Genomic DNA, 21677 nt, shown 5'->3' with positions numbered 1-21677 from the left:
CCAGAGTCTTCCCCACCTCAATTCTTTGAGGTTGTTGCTCGTATCAACGCCCATATAGTACTGTGTGTTAAGAGTTATACACCATCTCGTAGTTACTGAACGCTGCAAGCACACACGCTCAGGTAAGCGGCACTTTCGGATGCGTCCGAACTGAGCGAATGCTGTTTTGCGCGCCACTGAAGGAAGACGGGGCCCTTTAATGAGCTGGACAGCAGAACGTGTAGAGTTACTAACCAAACTTTGGGCAGACGGGTTAAGCGCCAGTCAAATCGCGGGGGAACTTGGCAATGTGACCCGTAATGCGGTGATTGGTAAGGTTCATCGCCTTGGTCTTTCAGGTCGCGCTAAGTCGGGAGGCGGCGCAACCAAAACGAGAAAGGTGCCTACCCCAACGGCAAGGGTTGTCACTTCAACCAAACCAACAGTGGCTGAAGCGATTGCAGCTGTTGCGCCTTCTCCAAGTCCCCGACAGATTCAGCCAACAATAGCAGGCGCCAACGCCCTTAAAGTTGAACCGATTGAAGCTATCCAACCAGAAATTTCTCCAGTCCCAACCTCCGATCTCTTTATTCCGGTTTCAGAACGCGCCTCCATCCTGACATTGAATGAGCGCACCTGTAAGTGGCCGATTGGTGATCCGAGTTCTGACGACTTCTATTTCTGTGGGCGCCAGTCAGATGCAGGCACACCTTATTGTGCGCATCACCGCAGCATTGCCTATCAGCCCGTCAGCGACCGCCGCAACCGCCGCGCAAGCTAATCTGAGCTGAAAAAGCAACGTATTGAGCCGGGTCCGAAGCCCGGCTTTTTGCTGTTTTGGGGGTTGCCAGCTGCTAATGTCGGTGACCTGTAGATATGAGAAAACCGCCCTTGGGCGGTTTTAGATTTCCTTTTGTGCCTTAAACACTTACCCAACAGCGAACTGGTCGTTAAAAGCGTATCCGGCGCCGCGGACGGTGCGGATCGGGTCTTTCATGCGGCCTTTGTTGATGGCTTTGCGCAGGCGGCCTACGTGGACGTCCACGGTGCGTTCATCTACGTAAACATCATGGCCCCAGACACCATCCAGCAGCTGTTCACGGGAGTAAACGCGGCCCGGTGCGCTCATGAGGAACTCCAGCAGGCGGTATTCTGTGGGGCCGAGGTGGATTTCGCGGCCTGTTCTGCGCACGCGGTGGGTTTCGCGGTCGAGCTCGATGTCGCCAGACTTGAGCATTGTGGAAACAACTTCTGGCAATGCACGGCGGAAGATCGCACGAACACGGGCCATAAGTTCCGGAACGGAGAACGGTTTGACGACGTAATCGTCGGCCCCGGTTGCCAGACCGCGGATGCGCTCGGATTCTTCGCCGCGCGCTGTGAGCATGATAATCGGCATGCGCTCGGTTTCTGAGCGTGCCCGCAAACGACGGCAAAGCTCAATGCCGGAGAGGCCCGGAAGCATCCAGTCCAGCAACAGCAGGTCTGGCTGGCTTTCCTGCAACAGGACTTCCGCCTCATCTCCTCTTGCGCACACGTCAACGGTGTAGCCCTCTGCTTCAAGGTTATAGCGCAGCAGCAGGCTTAGCGGTTCTTCGTCTTCTACAATCAGTATCTTAGGCATATTAAAGTGCTCTCTTTGCACCTTCTCTTATAAAGCAATTGCGTGTATTCTGCTCGTTATAAGTGAACACACTCTACACGGTTGTAGTCTGCGCCAGCTCGTCCGTCTTTGGACGATCTGTTGGAAGGTGGCTTCCGGAGATCATGTAGTAGATGTTTTCTGCGATATTGGTTGCATGATCACCGATGCGCTCAATATTCTTTGCGCAGAACAACAAGTGCGCGCACATGGTGATGGAGCGCGGGTCTTCCATCATGTAGGTGAGCAGCTGACGGAACAGGCTGGTGTAAAGCGCATCCACTTCGTCATCGCGGACATGCACCCGCTGGACAACCTCAAGATCGCCAGAGGTGTAGGCATCCAGAACGGCTTTGAGCTGTTCAAGTGCCAGATCAGACATGTGCTCAACACCCACAGCGAGCTGCTTGTTGTTGAATTCGGATTCAATGGCCAGTGTCCGCTTGCCGATGTTCTTGGCCATGTCACCGACGCGCTCCAGATCGTTGGAGATGCGCATGGCGGCGATGATGTCGCGCAGATCGCTTGCCATTGGCTGGCGGCGTGCGATCACGGAGATGCACAGCTCTTCCAACTCGGCCTGCATGTTGTCCAGACGTTGATCGGCAGCGATGGTACGTGTTGCCAGCTCACGGTCCTGTCTCAGCAGTGCGGTGACAGCGTCATGAACAAGGGTTTCTGCCAGTCCGCCCATTTCAACGACACGTCCGGCCAGTTCTTTCAGCTCTTCATTGAATGAAGAGACAATATGATCTTTCATCGGATATCTCCTTAGAGTACCGCTCTTTTATTTTTAACCAAAACGGCCTGTGATGTAATCCTGCGTGCGCTGGTCTTTTGGGTTGGTGAAGATGTCGTTGGTCAGCCCCTCTTCCACCAGATTACCCAGATGGAAGAACGCGGTGCGCTGGGATACACGTGCGGCCTGCTGCATGGAATGGGTTACGATGACGATGGTGTAGTTCTGGCGCAGTTCGTCCATCAGCTCTTCCACTTTCGCGGTGGCAATCGGGTCGAGCGCAGAACATGGCTCATCCATCAGGATCACTTCCGGAGACACAGCGATTGCGCGCGCGATGCACAAGCGCTGCTGCTGACCACCGGAAAGGCCTGTGCCTGGCTCGTCCAGACGGTCTTTCACTTCTTCAAACAAACCTGCACGCTGCAGGGAACTTGCGACGATATCTTCCAGATCTGACTTGCCTTGTGCCAGACCGTGGATGCGTGGGCCGTAGGCCACGTTCTCGAAGATTGATTTCGGGAACGGGTTGGGCTTCTGGAACACCATGCCAACACGGGCCCGCAGTTCCACCACATCAATGCGCGGGTCGTAGACATCGTCATTGTCCAGGAGAATGTCTCCTTGCACGCGGCAGATATCGATGGTGTCGTTCATGCGGTTCAGGCAGCGCAGGAAGGTGGACTTGCCGCAACCGGACGGGCCGATCAGCGCGGTCACCTGATTTTTGCGGACATCCAGATCAACACCATGAAGGGCCTGCTTGTCGCCGTAAAACACTTTTACATCGCGGCCACGCATCTTGAGTGTTTCGCCTTCAGCTGAAACGGCTGGAGGGGCGCTCATTGTTGTATCCATTGCACTCTCGGTGTCTGTGGTCATTTCCAATGCCATGATCTTGCCTTTCAAATCACCAGCGGCGCTCAAAACGTTTACGAAGGACGATTGCGATTGCATTCATCGAGATCAGGAAGCCGAGCAGCACCATGATCGCGGCAGAGGTTTTCTGCTGGAAGGCAGGCTCCGGGAAGTCTGCCCACATGAAGATCTGCACGGGCAGCACAGTAGAGGGATCAACCGGACTTGCCGGGATGTCTACAATGAAGGCCACCATGCCGATCATGAGAAGCGGTGCGGTCTCACCCAGTGCCTGCGCCATACCGATGATGGTTCCGGTCAGGATGCCCGGCATTGCCAGTGGCAGCACATGATGGAACACGGCCTGCAAGCGGGAGGCTCCGACGCCGAGCGCGGCTTCGCGGATGCTTGGCGGCACTGCCTGAAGCGCTGCGCGGGAGGCGATGATGATGGTCGGCAGGGTCATGAGCGCCAGCACCATACCGCCGACAACCGGCGCGGATCGCGGCAATCCGAAGACGTTGAGGAACACTGCCAGACCAAGCAGACCGAAGACGATCGATGGCACGGCTGCCAGGTTGTTGATGTTCACCTCAATCAGGTGTGTCCAGCGGTTCTTTGGTGCGAACTCTTCCAGATAAATCGCGGCAGACACACCAATTGGGAACGAGAGAGACAGAGTGACGAGCATGGTCCAGAAGGAGCCAACGGCTGCGCCCCAGATGCCTGCCATCTCCGGCTCACGACTTGCACCGGACTTGAAGAAGATGGAGTTCCACTCGTTTGCAACAGTGCCTTTGGAGACCAGATAGTCAGTATAGGCGATCTCTTTATCTGAAAACTTGCGGAAAGATTCTGGTGTTTCCAGCTCTTCAATACCCCACTGGCCAGCAGGCACGGCAGCATCCGTAGACAGCGGAATAAAGGCTGTTCCGGTGACGCTGGTTGGTGTCACCTTCTCCGCTTTAATGGTTCCGCCGTTCACCTCGACAAAGAAACTTGGCATGTTGGCGTTGAGTGTGCCGCCAGTCCCAATGTTGGCAAGATGGCCCTGCAGAGTAACCAGTTCAGCTTTTTGCTTTTCCAGCGCACTGATAATCTTGACCAGAGCGGCTTTGTTGCCTTCAACCTCAGAGGTCAGTCGCTGAGCAACGAGAGGATCTTTCTCATTGGCCAAGCGGGTCTCTAAGCCTGAGATCTTCGTATTTACGCTGATTTGTGAACGACCACGCGCTTCGATTTTGCCTGTCAGCAACTCGATTTCACGATCATAATAGATCTTCAACGCTGCAAGGATCTGGTCAAACTCAGGTTTCTCCGCGGTAATGGTCACCTGACCTTCCGTGCCAGAAACCGTTGCTGCGCTTGAGGTGGCGATCTCGGTTTTCTTCGTGACCAAGCCTTTGACATAAAGGTCAGCAAAGTCGGAGAGCGGGATCGCAACCGGACCAGTCCCACCCAGCATGGATGGATCGGCTATTGCTTGCTTTTGCAACGTGACATTGGCACCGGAGGACACAAGAGAGTAGAGCACACGGCGGTTTTTACGGTCAGATGCGAATGGCAGCTCTGCCTTCAGACCGTCGCGAATGATTTTATTGTAGCTTGCGCCAGCCGGGTTGGCCGGATCGACTTTTTCCGCGCTTAGATTGAGCGGCACGCTTACGTAGTTGTAAGTGAAGGCTGGCAAGCCTGAGCCGACAATTGTGAAGAGCAGCAGAACCAGAAATGTTGCGGCCAGTGCGATGGCACCCATGCCGTAGGCTTTGAAACGCGCTTCCATGCTGTAGCGCTTTTTCAGGCGCTTGCGAGCTTCGTCTGTCGTATGGACGCCGGAAGGAATGCCTTTGACACGCCCGCCAATGGCAGAACCGGCAGTGTCCTGAGCGATATCAATCATACTGTTCCCTATATTTCTTCACGACGCGCAGAGCGAAGATGTTCAGAGCAAGTGTGATGCAGAAGAGGAGAAGACCGAGCGCAAATGCTGCGAGTGTTTTCGCGCTGTCGAATTCCTGGTCACCGACCAGCAAGGTGACGATTTGCACGGTCACGGTTGTTACAGCTTCCAGCGGGTTTACCGTTATGTTTGCGGCAAGCCCTGCAGCCATCACCACGATCATGGTTTCACCAATGGCGCGGGAGATGGCGAGGATCAGAGCGGACACGATGCCCGGAAGAGCGGCTGGCAGAACAACCCGGCGGATTGTTTCCGACTTGGTTGCGCCAAGACCGGCAGAGCCATCGCGCAGTGACTGTGGCACAGCGTTGATCACGTCGTCAGAAAGGGAGGAGACGAACGGAATGATCATAATGCCCATGACAAGGCCAGCGGCCAGTGCAGATTCTGAACTGACTGACAGGCCGATGCTTTCGCCCCAGCCACGGATAAAGGGTGCCACAGTCAGCGCCGCGAAGAAGCCGTAGACCACGGTTGGAATACCAGCCAGAATTTCCAGAACCGGCTTTGCAATGGCGCGCACCGGCGTGCTTGCATAATCGGAGAGGTAAATTGCGGAGAGCAGACCAACAGGTGCGGCCACGAAAATAGCAATTGCTGTGATCAGCATGGTGCCAACCAAAAGCGGGATTGCACCGAAGATTTCTGTATTGGCTTCGCCGTGCTCGGCCCCTGCCCCTTCAAAGGCGCTTTGCGGGCTCCAATGAGTGCCGAAGACGAAATCCAGAATTGGGATCTGGCGGAAGAACATCAAGCTTTCAAAGATAAGCGAGAGAACGATGCCGATGGTTGTGAAGATCGCGACAGCGGAACAAAGGATCAGCAATCCCATGACGGTGCGCTCTACAAAATGACGGGCTCGCATTGCCGGTGTGATGGTGCGATTGCCGTACCACAGACCACCAGCAACCAGGGCGATGATCAGTGTTGTTTTTAAAAAGAAGGATGTTTGCGCGAGCGAGCTGAACACTTCTGCCGCCTGCTCTTTGCCAGCATCTGAGAAGGCCACAATGCCGCCGAATGCGATGGCGCGCGCGTCCCGCAGAAATGCCTGAAGTTCTGCTTTGGACAGCCCTTCGACAATCTCGGCCTTTGCGCTGATCACCATTGTATCAAGCAAGCGCGGCTCAACGACTGCCCATGCAATCAAAAGGACAAATGCTGGAAGAGCGGCCAGAATGGCCAGGTATCCACCATGGTAGCTTGGACGGGAATGCAGTGCAGAGAGCTGATGACCAGCAACCTGCATCGCCCGGAAACGCCCGTAGACATTCGCGGTTACGAAGACCAGTAGAAGAAGGGCAGCGTAAGTCCAGAACATTTGTTGTTTCGCCTTATCTGGCTTTAATTTTTGGAGGATGCAGGAAAGCGGTCAGCTGGACATGCTGACCGCCCTCTTAGCGTTTGCAATTAGAATGCAAGTGGTGTCAGCGCTGATGCAGATTTGGAAACTGCTGCACGGTCAGCTGCTGGCATCGGGATCAGACCTTTGTCAGCCAGGTAACCTTCGTCACCCCAAGTGTCTTCATTGGTGAACTCACCAAGGTATTCAGCGATACCTGGGATTACGCCAACGTGCTCTTTCTTGATGTAGAAGTACAAAGAGCGGGACACTGGGTAGTCGCCTGCAGCAATTGCATCAAATGTTGGTGCAACGCCTGCGATGTTTGCGCCCTGGATCTTGTCAGCGTTCTGATCAAGGAAGGAGAAACCGAAGATGCCGAGTGCATTCGGGTTCGCATCAAGCTTCTGAACGATCAGGTTGTCGTTCTCACCAGCTTCGATATACGCGCCATCTTCACGGACTTCGTGACACGCTTTTTTCTTCAGACCGAGGTCAGCAGCACCTGGCACCATTTTACAGCCGCCCTGCATTGCCAGCTCGGCAAATGCATCACGGGTACCGGATGTTGGTGGAGGGCCAAGCACTTCGATCTTCGAGTTAGGAAGGGAAGGATCGATGTCGGACCAAGTCTGGTATGGGTTTGCAACCAGTTTGCCGTCGACCGGAACTTCTTTCGCAAGAGCGAGGAAGATCTGAGCCAGTGTCAGGTCCAGCTGAGTGCCAGCCTTGGAGTTCGCAAGAACGATGCCGTCGAAACCAACGGTAACTTCTACTGGAGTTACGCCAGCCTCGTTACACTTCACCAGCTCCTTGCCCTTCATGCGGCGGGAAGCATTGGTGATGTCAGGAGTGTTTTCGCCAACGCCGTCACAGAAGAGCTTGATGCCGCCGCCTGAACCAGTGGATTCAACAACTGGTGTTTTGAAGTTTGTCTTCTGACCAAACTGCTCAGCAACTGCTGTCGCAAATGGGAAAACAGTGGAAGAACCAACGATCTGGATCTGGTCACGAGCCTGTGCGGAACCAGCAGCAATGGTACCTGCGAGAGCGAGCGCTGCAACGCTTGCGAATGCCTTGATTTTCACCTGAAGTCTCCTGGGAGTCTTGGTTTAAGAGCGCGTTGCGTTCATAATATTCACACAACGTGCTCTCATCTTTGCTTGAGCGAATTCTTTTCATTTGATTGAAACCAATCAAACGGAACGCGCTCTAAACTGTTTAACTACGTTCACCTCACAGCGCCCCGGCTGCGAGCTGGCTGTAACCTAGCGTTTGGCTGTGATGGTTATATGAACGTTGCGTATCAGTTTTATGACATTGCAAGTATTTGAATTTATTATGTTATTTTAATCGATATCATTTTCATCATAAATAACAGCGCCGGGTATGAACACACGGAAGCAAGCACCTTCATCCGGTTTGCTCTCAATTTCCAGGCGAGCTCTGTGCCTTGTCAGAATGTGTTTTACGATGGCCAGACCAAGGCCTGTTCCCTTCATCTGACGGGAGGTGACAACGTCAACCCGATAGAAACGCTCGGTTAACCGCGGCAGGTGCTCAGGATCAATGCCCGGACCGAAGTCGCGGACCTCTGCAATCCAGTGCGGTGTCTCAGTAGAATCGGGGTCCAGACGGCAAGTGACATCGACTCGCCCCCCGCTGGAGCCGTATTTCAGCGCGTTTTCGATGAGATTGCTGAAGACCTGAACGAGTTCGTCCTTCTCACCGCGAATCTCGGCAGGTTCCTCAGGCACATTCACATTCACCTCAACACCCGATTCTTTCGCGACCGGGAGCAAAGTCTCTACGGAATGACGCATGATCAGGCTGAGATCCACGAGGGTTTCCGGCTGCACGTGCACCTTCATTTCAATACGGGACAGGGACAGCAGGTCGTCGATAAGACGGCGCATGCGCTCTGCCTGATCCAGCATAATACCGAGAAACTGGTCCTGTGCCTTCGGGTCGCCCTTGGCTGGGCCCTGCAGAGTTTCAATGAAGCCTGTCAGAGATGCCAGCGGGGTGCGCAGCTCATGGGAGGCGTTGGCGACAAAGTCAGCCCGCATCCGCTCTAAGCGGCGGGCTTCGGTCAGGTCGCGAATGACAACGAGAATGAGGCCCGGACGTCCGCGTGGGACGGCGAGGTTTCCGCTGGAGACGGACCAGAGCGGCGCGATGTGCGCTTCCAGCCAGAGTTCCATCGGCACCTTCTCGGTCCAGTCGATGACTTCTGTAGAGCCGCCATTGGAGACACGGTCCAGCGCTTCCAGCAGCGATGGCGCGCGGATGCGGAAGGATAGAGGATCGCCAACTGCAATGGTGCCGAAGCGCCGCTGTGCGGCGAGGTTCACGTATTGAGTGGTGCCACGATAATCGACGACGAAGCACGGGTCTGGCAGGGCGTTGACGGCAGACTTCATGCCGCGGTCAACAATCTCGCTGGCTTCCTTGCGGCTGACACCGCTTGGTGCTTTGACCTTGGTGCGGCTTTTCATGCCGCCGCCGATGACCAGAACAAAAATGAGAGCGTAGGCGAAGAACGAGGCCCAGACGGGTACGTCAAAAGCTATGGAGAAGAGAGCGAAAATGCCGGCAGATGCCAGAAGAATCCAGCGCACATCAACGGGTTTGCGATAAACCGCCCGCCGGTTGAGACCCAATCTCAACGGCTCCTGCTTTACGTGCTTTTCTTCCTTGTCGGTATCCAGGGACATACGTGCCACTCTCTAAACGCCGCTGTGCGTTTACGTTGTTTTTCTTTCAAGACTGGCCAAGAATTTAACAGGACCAGCATGACATTCTCGCGACGACGGCACTTCATTTTTTCAGTTTCCCCAACAGGGAGACATCCAAAGACGTAGCGAAACCAAGGATCTTGGAGGGCTTGCGCCTGTGGGCAAACGATTTTCATCCACTTAGATCATATCGACGAGTTGCTGCGGTTATATATTTAGCAGGTTTAACAAATCAAGCAGAAGAGAAGCTGAGGAATAATAATTAATCGGCAAACCTTCTTTTGCGGTAGTGCAGACGTCATGCAACTATCATGTTTAGCGTTTAGGGCTCAATTGAAGTGAAGTGTCTCCCCTCTCTTACCTTTGGTAATTGTATTTAAATGGCCTGCGCCTTTAAATAGGTCTTGCGAGCGGGTTGCGGCTTCTGTGATGGGACCGCTTTTGTGGGGCGTAACAAAGGGCGAACGATGGAAGAGATTCTCGAAAAGCTGGAAGCTGCTATTGCGCGGGAGGATTGGGCGGAAGCGGAGACCTACATTCTTCTCATGCTGGAAGAGGACGAGACCAATCCAAGCCTCTGGTACAACCTTGGCCTTGTGCGTCGTCGAGCGGGCAATAATTTGCAGGCCCTTGAGAATTTCGAGAAGACGCTGGAATTCAACCCGCAACACAAAGGGGCTATGTTTGAGCGGGCTGCGGCTTGTCTGGACATGGAAGATTTCACCGCAGCGCTCAATGGCTTTGCTGAGTTCACCGCTGCCTACCCTGATGACAGTGATGGGTTGTTGAACCTTGCCCGCATCGCGCTTCACATGGAGGTTCCGGACCTCGCCCTCCAGGCCTTCCAGAAGCGGGCTGAGTTGGAAAACGATGCTGAGAACGTTCTTGGCGCGGCAGAAGCCATGCAGATGCAGGGCAATAATGAGGGCATCGACATGTTGCGCCGGTTGTTTGCCAACAATCCGCCTGTGCGTCCTGAATTGCTGAAAATTATGAGCCAAGGATCCTTCGGGCGTGTGCCATTGAACTCGAAAGCCATGCTTCCATAAGACGGTCGTTGACTGGCCTCTTAAGCCTCGACAGTCCGTTTGGCACGGACAGATTTGCGGTAGTGGCCCGGTTCTGCCTGTAATTTGCCTTGTGTGTCCAGATGGGTTTCGAATTCGGCTTCATCCATCGGAGCGCAATCCAGCTCCAACGCCTCTCGCTTGAATGGGAAAGCTTGCGCGATCGGGGTGCCTGCTTTTAACGTGCCTTCGAATTTTGGGTCTTTCCAAAGCGCTGGAAAATGAACGAAGCCGCCTTTGAAGCGGTCACAATCCACCACACCTGCCAGTGTTCTGAACGGCAACTCTTCACGATTAAGCGGATGGGTGAAGAGCAGTGAGATGCCTTCAGGGGCCTCAATGCTCCAGAAGTTGTTGAGCTTGATAATGAAGTCGCCCGGGTTTGTTCCCAGTGGCGCACCGGTTGCCTGTTCTGGCACATGCAGGCCGATGGGTGATCGGGTTTGTTGTGCTTTTGGTGAGACTGGCTTTGGCCAGTGCCATGAGAACTCGCCGCCTTTCATCGTCACATCACAGGGCAGCTTGAAGAGGATGCCTGTTGAAAAGCCGTCGATGATTGGTGGGCAGTGTTTGAGCGTGCGCACCTGTTCGTTGCCCAGCAACTCACTTTCAGCCGTTGAAGGGATGTCTTTCAACCAGTCAGGCAGTGATGCCTTTGCTTCTACCGGCTCAGGAATATGTCCGTGAAGTTCTGGCAGGCAACGAAACTTGAGCTTCATGAAGGCTCCTAAATGCGTCTCTTAATCTGAAATCCAGCGTCCACTTCTCGGTGATACGCCTTAGAGTTTCACGATGGCAGTTTTCAGCTTGTTCAGGCAGTAGGCCCATCCGGCGCTGGAGTTCATGGCACGCAGGTATTCCCGCCAGCCGTCTCCGTAGCGCTCGAAATGACTATGCACCAGTTTGAGCTGCGTTCCACCCTCAACATCTGAAAACTGAATTGTGACGATGCCAGCTTTTTGCGGGTCTTCAATCAGCAGGCGCTTGGGCGAGATCTGCCAGGCAAGGACAATCTTGCTGCCCTCCTCCAGCTCCTGAATGGTGCCCCAATGCAGGCGCCTGCCGTCTTCCACATCTTCAAAGCACGAACCGCCCACCAGTGGCTCGATACCGAGTACACCCTCAGGTGCGAACCTGTACTCTGCGGGCCACCAGGCGTCGATTTTCTCCAGAAAGCACGCATAGGCGCTTTGAGTTGATGCAGGCAGAAGCACCTCTGCCTTGCATAGTGAAAATTGCTCCAAGACGCCCGTTTCGCCTGATATCATCGCATCCCCCAATTACACTCAACCGCGTCCCTTCCTACGGCGAGCCATCACGTAGACTGTAGCAGCAATTATCGTAATTGCTACAAAGAGAACACCGATGACATTGATGACAGGGGATATGCCAAACCGCATGCGCGCGCCAATCTCCGTAACCAGTGTCCAGCTTGGGCCAATGGCAAAGAAGGTGGTGTTGTAGTTCTCAATAGACTGCAGGAACGAGATTGCAGCAGCTGTGAGAATGGTCGGCATGAGGAATGGCAGTGTGATCTTGCGGAACACAAAGAACGAGGAGGCTCCCAGATCCAACGCCGCTTCTTCCTGCACAATATCCTGCCGTTGCAGGCGTGCCATGAACATGAGCATGCAGTAGGAGGCGATGAAGCTGGACTGCGCTATTGTTGCGGTCAGCAGGCCACCTTCCACCCCGAAGGCATCCCGCCAGAAGATGAGCGTGGTGGCCCCCAGCACGATACCCGGTGTGAGCATAGGCGACACCAGCACTGTGTAGAGGAATGTGGTGGCTTGGGATTGCAGGCGTGTGAGCAACAAAGCCCCAGCCAATCCAAGTGGGATTGAGATGACGATGACGCCCAGCGCGATGACCAACGAATGCCAAAGCCCGTCTATGAAACGCTGATCCTCCGGCAGTGCACGAAACCAGTCCAGCGTGAAGCCTTGCCAGTCGATGACAGATGGAGTCGGCGATGCGTTGAAGGCTGCAATCACCATGAAGATCATGGGCAGGAACATGTAGGCGAAGAAGATCACCAAATAGCCATTGAGGATGGCAGCAGCCCAATCAATAGGAGATTTCACCTGTTCTTTCATGGCGCCGCTTTCAAGTGTTGTTGTTGTCATTTCGCGATGTCCCGAATGCCGACGCGGAAGACCCACATGTTGAACAGAATGAAGACGATACAGGCCACCAGCAATGCCAGCGAATAGGCGGCACCCTGGTTCCAGCTGTCTGCCTCAAAGAAACGGCGATAAATCACCTGAGAGAACCAATCGGGGTGCAGGCCACGGCCCACAGCACTTGGAACGGCAATAGAACCTGCAGAGAGCATGAAGGTCATGATAGCACCAACGGCGATACCGGGCTTGGCGTGTGGGAGAACCACGCGCCAGTGAATACGCCATGTGGATGCGCCCAGATCCTTTGCCGCTTCAATCTGGTTTTTGTCGAGCGTATCAACCGTGTTGTAAATTGGGAAAACCATGAAGAGCACGTAGGCGTAGACCATTACGGTGAACACGGCACCATTGGAGGCGACAAAGCGGAAGCCTTCGCCAGCTTCCATGTTGATGATGCCCAGCAGGTCCAGCAGACCGTTGAGCACGCCTTGCTTCTCCAGGATCATGATCCACGAGAAGATGCGCAGCAGCTCGTTGATTGCGTAGGGGATCAGCAGGCCAAGCATCAGGATTGCGAGCTTGTTGCGGTTCGTGGTCATCGCAACGGCGTAGGCCACTGGATAGCACAGTGCAAACGCCAGAATGGTCACACAGAGCGCATAGATGATGGTGGCAAGGAAGATTTGGAAATGCACAGAACTCATCATGGTGAAGTTCTTGAGCGAATAAGAGGTGTCCAAGCCGACAGCGTCTGTGGTGGATTTCTCAGTTATTTCCAGCGCAGCAATCTGGGTTTCTAGTTCACCCTTTTGCGCTAGTAACGGTGCTTCTTCGGCCTCAATTTCAGCAAGGCTGCGGCTTACCGCGCTTGTGTTGCCTGCTGATGGTGCACCAAACGGGTTCAGGCCTGATGTATCGTTTGCTTCTGGTACTGACGGCGTTCCGAATGGATTGAGGCCGGTGGTATCATCAGAGGGTGACGGTGAACCAAACGGATTGAGTGCGGAGGCACTGTCTTGCTGGGGAGCAGTGGACGTGCCAGCAATCAGATCCTCTTTTTCGGCCTGAAGCTCTACCAGTCTGGTGTTGATCTGGAACACGTCTTCATAGGCGCGGTCAATTTCCAGCGCCAGCGTTGCTGCCGCTCCGCCCCTGTCTTCATAGGTGAAGGCGCGGTCGATCATGGACATTTGTGGCAGCACAATCAGCACCACAATCCAGATCGCAGCCAAGCCTATAAAGAGGGAGGTCAGGCCTTTGCCATAACTCTTGATCAGACTATTCACTGGCCAGCTCTCCCGGACGCATCACAACAGCATCCTGTGCTGCAAACCAGAGCTTCTGGTCTGCGCCCAAAGGCTGATGGGTTTGCTCAACATTGGTCACGTGGATTGCAACAGGTTGGTCCCCTGCCCGCATATGGAGGTTCACAAAAGGACCTTCCATGTCGCGGCGCTCCAGAATTGCGCAGAGGCCGTTTTGCTGGCCCTGCTTTGCTTCAAGGGACATGCGCTCAGGACGCACGAAGAGGATGGCCTCCTCTCCCTCGTTCAAGCCGTGTGCGTTCTGGCCAAAGAGCTTGCCTTGCGATGTTTCCAGAATTGCGAAGTCACCTTCTTTGCCAATGACTTTGCCTTTGAAGATGTTCTGCTCTCCCACAAAGCTTGCCACAAATGGTGTTTTTGGATGGGCGTAAATCTCATCTGAGGTGGCAACCTGTTCCACCACGCCTTTGTTCATGACCGCAACACGGTCTGACATGGTCAGCGCTTCACCCTGATCGTGGGTGATGTAGATGAAGGTTACACCCGTTTTACGCTGCAGGTCTTTCAGCTCTGCGCGCATGTGCTGGCGGAGTTTGAGATCGAGTGCGGAGAGCGGCTCATCGAGCAGGAGCACAGAGGGCTCAACTGCAAGGGCGCGGGCAATGGCCACGCGCTGGCGCTGTCCGCCTGATAATGCTGTTGGCAGTTTGTCGCCCTGACCATCCAGCGCCACCAGAGACAAAAGCTCCTGCGCCTTTTCCAGCCGGGTCTTCTTTGCGATGCCGCGTGCTTCCAGACCGAAGGCAATGTTGTCTCGTACGCTCATGAGCGGAAACAGCGCAAGATTCTGGAAGATCAGAGCGGTTGGTCTGGCGTTTGCACGGATGCCGGACATATCTTTTTCGCCAATCACGACACGGCCTTGTGAGGGGGTGAGAAAGCCGGAGATCATGCGCAAAATAGTTGTTTTTCCGCAGCCGGACGGGCCGAGGATGGAGAAAAACTCACCAGCGTTGATCTTAAGGTCAGTGGGCTGGACGGCGACGAAATCGCCAAATTTCATGGAGAGGTTTTCAAGAATTACATCATTGCCGTGCATGAAGTGCCTATTGCTTCGCTTCAATCTCTTAAAGATTGGAAATTCAGAGGTTTTCTGCGTGCCTGACATTTTGACCAGTGCACAGTCCTTGCTCACAAGGCGCGCAGTCTTGCTGCTGCATTTCTTAGGAGCGGATGTGCAAAGCGCGGCTGATGCCGCGCTTTGCTGCCAACGTCGTTATGCGTTGGTGATTTTGTCAACGTATTCCTGACGCAGCGGGGCGAACCACGGCGTATCTGCCGGGTACCACCACAGGTTCGCCAGCGTGTCGTTGTTGTAGATTTCCAGGAACTGCTTCTTGTAGGTTTCGCCAGCATGGTTTGCAGCGCCTACAACGGCTGAGTTGTAGCCGGTGTTTGAGCTGAACATGCCTGCCATTTGCGGATCAAGCATCGCATTGATGAAGGCGTAAGCCTGCTCTGTGTTGGCTGCACCGCTTGGAATGCCCATGGAGTCCATCCAGGTCATGCCACCTTCTTTTGGCATGCGGTACTTCCATTTCGCATTTTCACGGCTGAGCAGCAGACCCGTTGTGTCCCATGTCTGGCCGATAGACGCGCCAGCCTGCTTGAAGGCGTTTGTTGCTTCGGTTGCGTTGTTCCAGAACGCAGCAATGTTTGCTTTGCGCTCAATGATGAACTTGGCCACTTCGTCCCAAACGCGGCGGGCGTCTTCTTCAGTTTTATAGACGTCGAGCATACGGTCAGATTTCACTTTGCCGATTGCATCGAGGTATAGGCCGGTGCCGATCAGAGCAGACTTTTGACGGAAAGCCGCCTTGCCTTTTGCTTCTGGCGCCCAGAGGGAACCGAAGGAGACTTCGTCATTTGAAAGCGGGAACACGGTGCTATCGAATGTGATTGCTTCTGTGCCCCAGTCGAATGGCAGCAGCATACGCTTGCCGCGGTAGGTGCCGCCCAGCTTTACGCTGTCGCGCAGCATGGAAGGCACAACAGCATCCACCTTGAGCTTGCTCTCATCAAGAGGAGCCAGCAGGTCATCCGGGTAGTAGTTGGCGCCGTTGGTGATGGATGGGAAGATCACGTCAAAGCCCTTGCCGCCAGCTGCTTTCAGCTTCTGCTCAGCTTCATCGTTGGAGCCAAAAGTGGACAGGTTGATCTTAATACCTGTGTCACCTTCAAACTTCTTGATCATGTTGTCCTGAACGTAATCACCCCACGCGAAAACATTCACCTGACCGGAAGATGCCAGGGCATCAGAGGCCTTCAAAATTGCAGGAGCAGCAACGGCAGCAGCTGTGGCTGCGGCAGTGCCTTTTATAACTGAACGACGAGAGATAGACATTTACGGGCCCTCAAGAGACAAAGAATTCTTAATAGCAACCAAGGCGCGATACTTAGATTCGGCACCTCTCCGGTTCCATCACCTAGGCAGCTAACTGCAACCTGTGACAGACCCATGACAATTTACGTATATTAACTTATGGAGCGTAGCTCATTATTAGCGGGCTAGGCAATATTGTATTTATATTTCTATATGTTGACCTGAAAACTCTAGGTAATTTCAATCTGTTATTTATTTGGCAAACTAAAAAAGGGAGCACCTTTTCAGGTACTCCCTTTCAATTGTCAAGGCCTACAGGCTCTATCAGACGCTTGCGTGCGCTCTTTGCCGACGACGGCGCATAACGACGCCGTAGTGCGGAGCAAACAACATGGCAAGCACCTGCTGCAGACCAGCGACAACAGCAATCATACCGGCTGCGGACACGGAGAATTCGTAGCCCAACAGGCCCGGACCGAACGCTGCCAGCAGGTAGCCGAACAGGCCGGCGGACAGAGATGCGATACCGGAGATGAAGAGCTGGGCTTTCAGATTATCTGTCAGCATACGCGCCGTTGCTGCCGGGCAGATGAACATGGCAATCACGAGGATAGACCCTACAGCTGTAAATGCAGCAACAGCAGCGATTGCCACCATGACAATGAGTGAAAGGCCAAGCCACTTAGGCGAGAAGCCAAGGCTTGCAGAAAGCAACGGATCAAAGCTGGAGATCTTCAACTCTTTGAAGAACAGCACGATAAACATAATCACCAGCATGTTAACAACAAACAGCTGCTTGATGCTTTCCGGCAAGGTCATGAGTGCCTGCCAGTTCCAAAGGTCTGAGAGGGAATAGGCATCCAGCCAGATTGCGCTTTCCAGATTACCGTAGAGCGCGTGTTCCACATCCAGATGGACACCAGCGGTTCCGGTTTGCTCCAGAATGACTACACCTGCTGCGAACATGGTGGTGAACACCACCCCCATGGCTGCCCCCGGCTCTACATTGCCGATGCGTCGGATAAGCTCAATCAAGAGGACTGCGAAGATAGCCGCTCCCCCTGCGCCGAGCATCATGGCCCAGGAGCTGGTCTCATGGGTGAACAGGAAGCCGATCACGATACCAGGCAAGACCACGTGGGAAATCGCATCACCCATGAGCGCTTGTTTGCGAAGAACAAGGAAGTTGCCAAGAAGACCGCAGGCGAGCGCGGCCAAAGATCCGAGCAGGATACTTGGGAGGTCAAATTGCAGGAAAATATCCATCAGGCTGCTCCTCCACGGCTTGTTTCATCGCCTCGTACAACATGCGGGCTCAGTTCCTGTTCCAGGACTCTGACCGTATCAGCGGGCAGAACTTCTCCGATTGGCTTTAGCGACCAGTCTGCCAGTGCATGGGACTCTTCGGGATGCATTTCTCGGTAGAGGTTCCAGAGCTTCTGGTCCCGCTCAATGAGGCGAGCTTCAGACTGGCCTTTGACCGTTGGCTGACCGTCACCGCCCATGAAACCGCCGCGGCGGAGGATGGAGCGGGTGAGAGGTTCCAGCACTGGTTCATCGTGTGCGATGGCAAGCAAACCCTGACGCAAGTGCACGATGCGTTGGAAACGATAGTGCTTGAGCGCAGCTGCCAGAATGCCTCTGACAGGCGAGATCAGCAGGGAAACTACAAAGAAACTGAAGAGCACCAGCACGATCAAACCGCCTGTTGGCATGTTTGGTGCACTGGCTGAGAGAGCAGCTCCAATGTAGCTTCCCGAGGCGCCAATACCTGCTGCAATGGCAACCAACACCGGCACGCGGTCTGTCCAGAAACGGGCAGCCACAGGTGGGATGATTGCCAAAGCAATAATGAGAACGAGGCCTACTGTTTTAAGGCCGATCACCACAATGCCCAGTAAGAGCAGAAGCAGTGTGCGGTCCAGCCAACGCACGTTGTAGCCACAGGCTGCTGCAAAGCTTTCATCAAAGCAAAGCAGTGAGAATTCTTTCATGCGCAGCACGACAGCAAGGCCGACGAGTGCTGCTGCCACCGCAATGGTCAATGCCTCAGACTTGAGCATGCCGGAGGTTGCGCCAAGCAAGAAGCCTTCCAGCCCCGCCTGCCCTGCAATGGACATGGACTGGATGATCGTCAGCAGTACCATACCCACAGCAAAGAACGTGGAGAGCACGGTGCCGATGGCGGCATCTTCTGTCAGGCGGGTGTGGGTTTTGATCCAATCCACCGCCAGAACGCCGATACCGGCAGAAAGGGCTGCGCCAAACAAGAGCACTGGCAGGGAGCGGCCTGAGTCAAAGTAGACCTGTGCGATGATGAAGGCGAGTGCCACACCGGGAAGTGTTGCGTGACTGACTGCATCGGAAATCAGTGTCCGCTTTCTGAGCAAAACAAAAACACCGATGGCACCACTGGCCGCACCCAAAAGCGCTGCACCAATGCAAACCAATGCTGTGTTGTAGCCTGCTGACAAAGTAAGGGCGGCAAAGAAATGTTCCATGACGTTGCCTTACGCGTTTGAGGCTTCAGAGAGGCCATCCAGCTGAGTGCTGGCAAGGCGTCCGCCATACGCTTTTTGCAGGTTTTCAGCGGTGAAGGTTGTTTCCACTGGGCCGTCTGCCACGTGCTGCCCATTGAGCAGCAAGATGTGGGAGTAATAATCGCGCACGGTTTCAAGATCGTGGTGCACAACAAGAACGGTCTTGCCATCTGCAACGAGCTGTCGAAGCACTGCCACGATTGCTTTTTCTGTTGCAGCGTCCACACCGGCGAACGGTTCGTCCATGAGATAGACTTCAGAATTCTGCGCCAATGCTCTTGCAAGGAACACTCGCTGCTGCTGACCGCCAGAGAGCTGACCGATCTGTCGGTTTGCAAAATCCTGCATGCCAACAGACTTCAGGCAGTCCATCGCCTTTTGGCGGTGTTTACGGGATGGCCAGCGGAACCAACCGATTTGGCCGTAAAGGCCCATCAGCACCACATCAATGGCCGTTGCCGGAAAATCCCAATCCACGGCTGAGCGCTGCGGAACGTAGGCGATGCGCTTGAGGGCCTTTTCGATTGGTGCGCCAAAGATTTTGGTGTCGCCAGAGAGTTTCGGGATCAGGCCAAGAGCGGCTTTCAGGAATGTGGACTTACCAGCGCCATTAGGGCCAATGATGGCTGTCAGGCATCCCTTTGGAGCTGAGTATGACACGCCCCAAAGCACAGGTTTGTGGTGGTAAGCGACCGTCATGCCCTGCACGGTGAACGGCAGGTCCTGCGGGTTCACAGTTTTTGAGCTGTCGGTGTCATGCAACAAGTGCAGACCGGAGGAACTTCTATCATGCATCTTAGTGACCTGCTCCAAGTTTACCCTGCATACCCTGAGCAGGTGCTTCTCCACCCAGAGCGCGTGTAATCGAGGTCATGTTGTGGTCGATCATACCGATATACGTTCCTTCATAGGTATTGGACTGGCCCATCGCATCTGAGAAGAGCTCGCCGCCGACCTCGACCTTGTGGCCTTTGGCTGCGGCACCTTCGACCAGCGCACGTATGTTTCGCTCTGATACTGACGATTCAACAAACACTGCTGTGACTTTGCGGTCGACGAGAAGGTCAACCAGTGTCTCAATCCGCTGCAAACCAGCTTCTGAGTTGGTGGAGATGCCCTGAATGCCAACCACTTCCAGATTGAAGTCGCGGCCAAGGTAGGTGAACGCATCATGCGCTGTTACAAGAACACGGCGCTCCTGCGGTACCGTCTGGAGGATCTTATCGCCATAATTTGCCAGCTCCTGCACCTGCGCCAGATAAGCTGCTGCGTTGTCGCGGTAATCCTGCTCATTTTCAGGGTCCATGGAGACGAAGGCTTCGGTCACACCATTGATCGCACCTTGCCAAAGGGTTGGGCTCATCCAGACGTGCGGGTCATAGCGACCAGCGTACGCGGTTGAACCTTCCAGCTTGGCAGAGTCGATGGTTTCACCGATGAAAAAGACAGGCTTACGTTTTTGAAGCTTCAGCAGCAGATCTTCCATCTGCGCTTCCAGAAACAAACCGTTTGCGAAAATCGCATCTGCGCGGCCCATCTTCACCACGTCAGAGCGGGTCTGGCGGTAGGAGTGCGGATCAATGCCTGTTCCCATCAGCGCTTCCACAGTGACGTTGTCACCGCCAACGGCACGCACAGCGTCAGCAACCATGCCCACTGTGGCAACTGCATTGATCGGAGCCTTGGCAAGTGCCGCTGACAGGCTGGAAAAGCCTGCGAGAACCATCACTGTCACTGCAAACACAGCAGCTTTGAAGTAGCGCATAAAATCCAACTTTCTAAAACGACTAGAGCAAACTTTCCGGCTCTTCATCTATCGCAGTTCTCCGACCCAGCCACTTTGTTCCTGGCCAATATCTTCGCCCTGAGCTCTTTAAATAAAGATACCATCAGAATTTCTGCGGGCATCCTGTTTCTTCCTGCAGTCTAGTTGCAACTCATTCTTAATTGCAATATAAAAATGAAAGTTTCTGAAAATCGGTATTTTGCCCTCTCTTTGATGAACTGTGGGACGTGAGCAGAAAGTCGACCATCAATCAGGCCTAGTTGCCATTGCCTCTTATTTGCCAAAGGCTTATTTATAAGAGCAATGGGAGAGACCTGACATGAGCAAGATGGACTTCAATCGCGAATTTGATGCACGACACGGTGAGCTTGTTGCAATCACCGATGAGCTGTCGCGCGTAACCTGCAATAACCCGAGTGCCCTAACGTTTGCAGGAACTAACACTTTCCTTGTTGGTAAAAACGAGGTTGTTGTCATCGATCCGGGCCCGATGGATCTGGAGCATCTGGACGCTTTGATGAAGGCCATTGATGGCCGGCCCGTGAAGGCCATTCTCGTCAGCCACACCCATGTGGATCACTCCCCACTTGCAGGCCATTTGAAGGAAAAGACGGGGGCTCCTGTGATGGGATGCGGGCCTCACAAACGAGCTGTTTCATTTGCTGATATGGCAGAAACGCCAATGGATGCGAGCTCTCAGAAGGACTTTGCACCCGACGAAGAGCTGGAAGATGGCGCCAAAATCTCTGTTGATGGTGTGACAATTGAAGTGGTTGCAACGCCGGGGCACACAGAGAATCACCTGTCTTTCGCTCTTCCTGAGCAAGGTGTGATGCTGCCCGGGGATCACGTGATGGCCTGGTCTACAACCATTGTGGCGCCTCCAGACGGGTCCATGAACGCCTACATGAAGTCGCTGGACAAGCTCATAGCGCGCAGTGAAACTCGCTATTTCCCGTCCCATGGCGGCGAAGTGAACAACCCGAAGGTCTTTCTTCCTCAGTTGAAGCAGCACCGCCAGATGCGCTCCGATGCTATCCTTGAACGTTTGCACGCTGGGGATGATGACGTCATGACCATGGTGAAAGCCATTTACACGGATGTGGACCCAAAGCTGCATGGCGCAGCGGCGCTCAATGTTCTTGCACAACTGGATGATCTCATCGCTCAAGGGGTTGTCATGTGCGATGCGAAGGTTACACTCTCCGCAAAATTCACGCTGCGTGAGCTGACATAGCTCAGCTTACACACTGTC

Annotated in this window: 20 protein-coding genes; 3 read left to right on the top strand and 17 right to left on the bottom strand. The window is 54.2% G+C overall.

Annotated elements, in window-relative coordinates:
* The first annotated feature begins 199 nt into the window (after positions 1-199).
* The gene (locus PsAD26_RS08130) at positions 200-760 is read left to right on the top strand and encodes a GcrA family cell cycle regulator (RefSeq protein ID WP_063295613.1); all 561 of its coding nucleotides are present in this window, start codon (positions 200-202) and stop codon (positions 758-760) included.
* Between the two features lie 147 nt (positions 761-907).
* Here PsAD26_RS08130 and phoB read toward each other — a convergent pair whose 3' ends face one another.
* The 7 genes from phoB to PsAD26_RS08095 all read right to left on the bottom strand — a co-directional run bounded on the left by phoB (position 908) and on the right by PsAD26_RS08095 (position 9237).
* A complete protein-coding gene (phoB, locus tag PsAD26_RS08125; protein WP_063287300.1) occupies positions 908-1603 on the bottom strand; it encodes a phosphate regulon transcriptional regulator PhoB in 696 nt (231 codons plus the stop codon).
* Between the two features lie 73 nt (positions 1604-1676).
* Positions 1677-2381 carry a phosphate signaling complex protein PhoU gene (phoU, locus tag PsAD26_RS08120; protein WP_063309973.1) on the bottom strand — a complete coding sequence of 235 codons (705 nt, stop codon included), beginning with the start codon at positions 2379-2381 and terminating at the stop codon, positions 1677-1679.
* A 33-nt stretch (positions 2382-2414) separates the two neighbouring features.
* Positions 2415-3218: a phosphate ABC transporter ATP-binding protein PstB gene (pstB, locus tag PsAD26_RS08115; RefSeq protein WP_057465026.1), complete on the bottom strand. Its 804-nt coding sequence runs from the start codon at positions 3216-3218 to the stop codon at positions 2415-2417.
* A 52-nt stretch (positions 3219-3270) separates the two neighbouring features.
* The gene (pstA, locus tag PsAD26_RS08110) at positions 3271-5118 is read right to left on the bottom strand and encodes a phosphate ABC transporter permease PstA (protein ID WP_063309972.1); all 1848 of its coding nucleotides are present in this window, start codon (positions 5116-5118) and stop codon (positions 3271-3273) included.
* Positions 5111-6499: a phosphate ABC transporter permease subunit PstC gene (gene pstC, locus PsAD26_RS08105; protein ID WP_063309971.1), complete on the bottom strand. Its 1389-nt coding sequence runs from the start codon at positions 6497-6499 to the stop codon at positions 5111-5113. The genes pstA and pstC overlap by 8 nt, the downstream gene beginning before the upstream one ends.
* An 89-nt stretch (positions 6500-6588) precedes the next feature.
* A complete protein-coding gene (locus tag PsAD26_RS08100) occupies positions 6589-7608 on the bottom strand; it encodes a PstS family phosphate ABC transporter substrate-binding protein (RefSeq protein WP_063309970.1) in 1020 nt (339 codons plus the stop codon).
* A gap of 261 nt (positions 7609-7869) precedes the next feature.
* Positions 7870-9237 carry an ATP-binding protein gene (locus PsAD26_RS08095; RefSeq protein WP_063309969.1) on the bottom strand — a complete coding sequence of 456 codons (1368 nt, stop codon included), beginning with the start codon at positions 9235-9237 and terminating at the stop codon, positions 7870-7872.
* 488 nt (positions 9238-9725) lie between these two features.
* Here PsAD26_RS08095 and PsAD26_RS08090 point away from each other — a divergent pair, with 488 nt between their 5' ends.
* Complete coding sequence (locus tag PsAD26_RS08090; protein WP_063309968.1) at positions 9726-10307, top strand: tetratricopeptide repeat protein; 582 nt, start codon at positions 9726-9728, stop codon at positions 10305-10307.
* 20 nt (positions 10308-10327) lie between these two features.
* On the opposite strand, the gene PsAD26_RS08085 is transcribed toward PsAD26_RS08090, so the two are convergent.
* The 10 genes from PsAD26_RS08085 to PsAD26_RS08040 all read right to left on the bottom strand — a co-directional run bounded on the left by PsAD26_RS08085 (position 10328) and on the right by PsAD26_RS08040 (position 20401).
* On the bottom strand, positions 10328-11044 hold the full coding sequence (locus PsAD26_RS08085) for a hypothetical protein (protein ID WP_063309967.1): 717 nt from the start codon (positions 11042-11044) through the stop codon (positions 10328-10330).
* Between the two features lie 60 nt (positions 11045-11104).
* A complete protein-coding gene (locus PsAD26_RS08080; RefSeq protein ID WP_063309966.1) occupies positions 11105-11593 on the bottom strand; it encodes an SRPBCC family protein in 489 nt (162 codons plus the stop codon).
* Positions 11594-11611: 18 nt separating this feature from the next.
* Positions 11612-12451, bottom strand: coding sequence for an ABC transporter permease (locus PsAD26_RS08075; protein ID WP_063309965.1), 840 nt, complete (start codon positions 12449-12451; stop codon positions 11612-11614).
* Positions 12448-13734, bottom strand: coding sequence for an ABC transporter permease subunit (locus PsAD26_RS30145; RefSeq protein ID WP_063309964.1), 1287 nt, complete (start codon positions 13732-13734; stop codon positions 12448-12450). The genes PsAD26_RS08075 and PsAD26_RS30145 overlap by 4 nt, the downstream gene beginning before the upstream one ends.
* Positions 13727-14812: an ABC transporter ATP-binding protein gene (locus PsAD26_RS08065; protein WP_063310087.1), complete on the bottom strand. Its 1086-nt coding sequence runs from the start codon at positions 14810-14812 to the stop codon at positions 13727-13729. The genes PsAD26_RS30145 and PsAD26_RS08065 overlap by 8 nt, the downstream gene beginning before the upstream one ends.
* A gap of 177 nt (positions 14813-14989) precedes the next feature.
* Entirely contained in the window at positions 14990-16117 is a 1128-nt protein-coding gene (locus tag PsAD26_RS08060; RefSeq protein ID WP_063309963.1) for an extracellular solute-binding protein, read from the bottom strand.
* Positions 16118-16420: 303 nt separating this feature from the next.
* Positions 16421-17362: a metal ABC transporter permease gene (locus PsAD26_RS08055; RefSeq protein WP_063309962.1), complete on the bottom strand. Its 942-nt coding sequence runs from the start codon at positions 17360-17362 to the stop codon at positions 16421-16423.
* Positions 17362-18597, bottom strand: coding sequence for a metal ABC transporter permease (locus tag PsAD26_RS08050; protein WP_063309961.1), 1236 nt, complete (start codon positions 18595-18597; stop codon positions 17362-17364). The genes PsAD26_RS08055 and PsAD26_RS08050 overlap by 1 nt, the downstream gene beginning before the upstream one ends.
* Before the next feature lie 9 nt (positions 18598-18606).
* Positions 18607-19431, bottom strand: coding sequence for a metal ABC transporter ATP-binding protein (locus PsAD26_RS08045; protein ID WP_063309960.1), 825 nt, complete (start codon positions 19429-19431; stop codon positions 18607-18609).
* 1 nt (position 19432) lies between these two features.
* On the bottom strand, positions 19433-20401 hold the full coding sequence (locus PsAD26_RS08040) for a zinc ABC transporter substrate-binding protein (RefSeq protein WP_057464903.1): 969 nt from the start codon (positions 20399-20401) through the stop codon (positions 19433-19435).
* Positions 20402-20741: 340 nt separating this feature from the next.
* On the opposite strand from PsAD26_RS08040, the gene PsAD26_RS08035 reads away from it, so the two are divergent.
* Positions 20742-21659, top strand: a complete 918-nt coding sequence (locus tag PsAD26_RS08035) for an MBL fold metallo-hydrolase (RefSeq protein WP_063309959.1) — start codon at positions 20742-20744, stop codon at positions 21657-21659.
* Positions 21660-21677: the final 18 nt, after the last annotated feature.

Origin of the sequence: Pseudovibrio sp. Ad26, from assembly GCF_001623285.1 — a bacterium.
Taxonomy (GTDB): Bacteria; Pseudomonadota; Alphaproteobacteria; order Rhizobiales; family Stappiaceae; genus Pseudovibrio; species Pseudovibrio ascidiaceicola.
The sequence above is the reverse complement of the archived record's forward strand: the minus strand, read 5'-3'. Positions and strand labels throughout refer to the sequence as shown.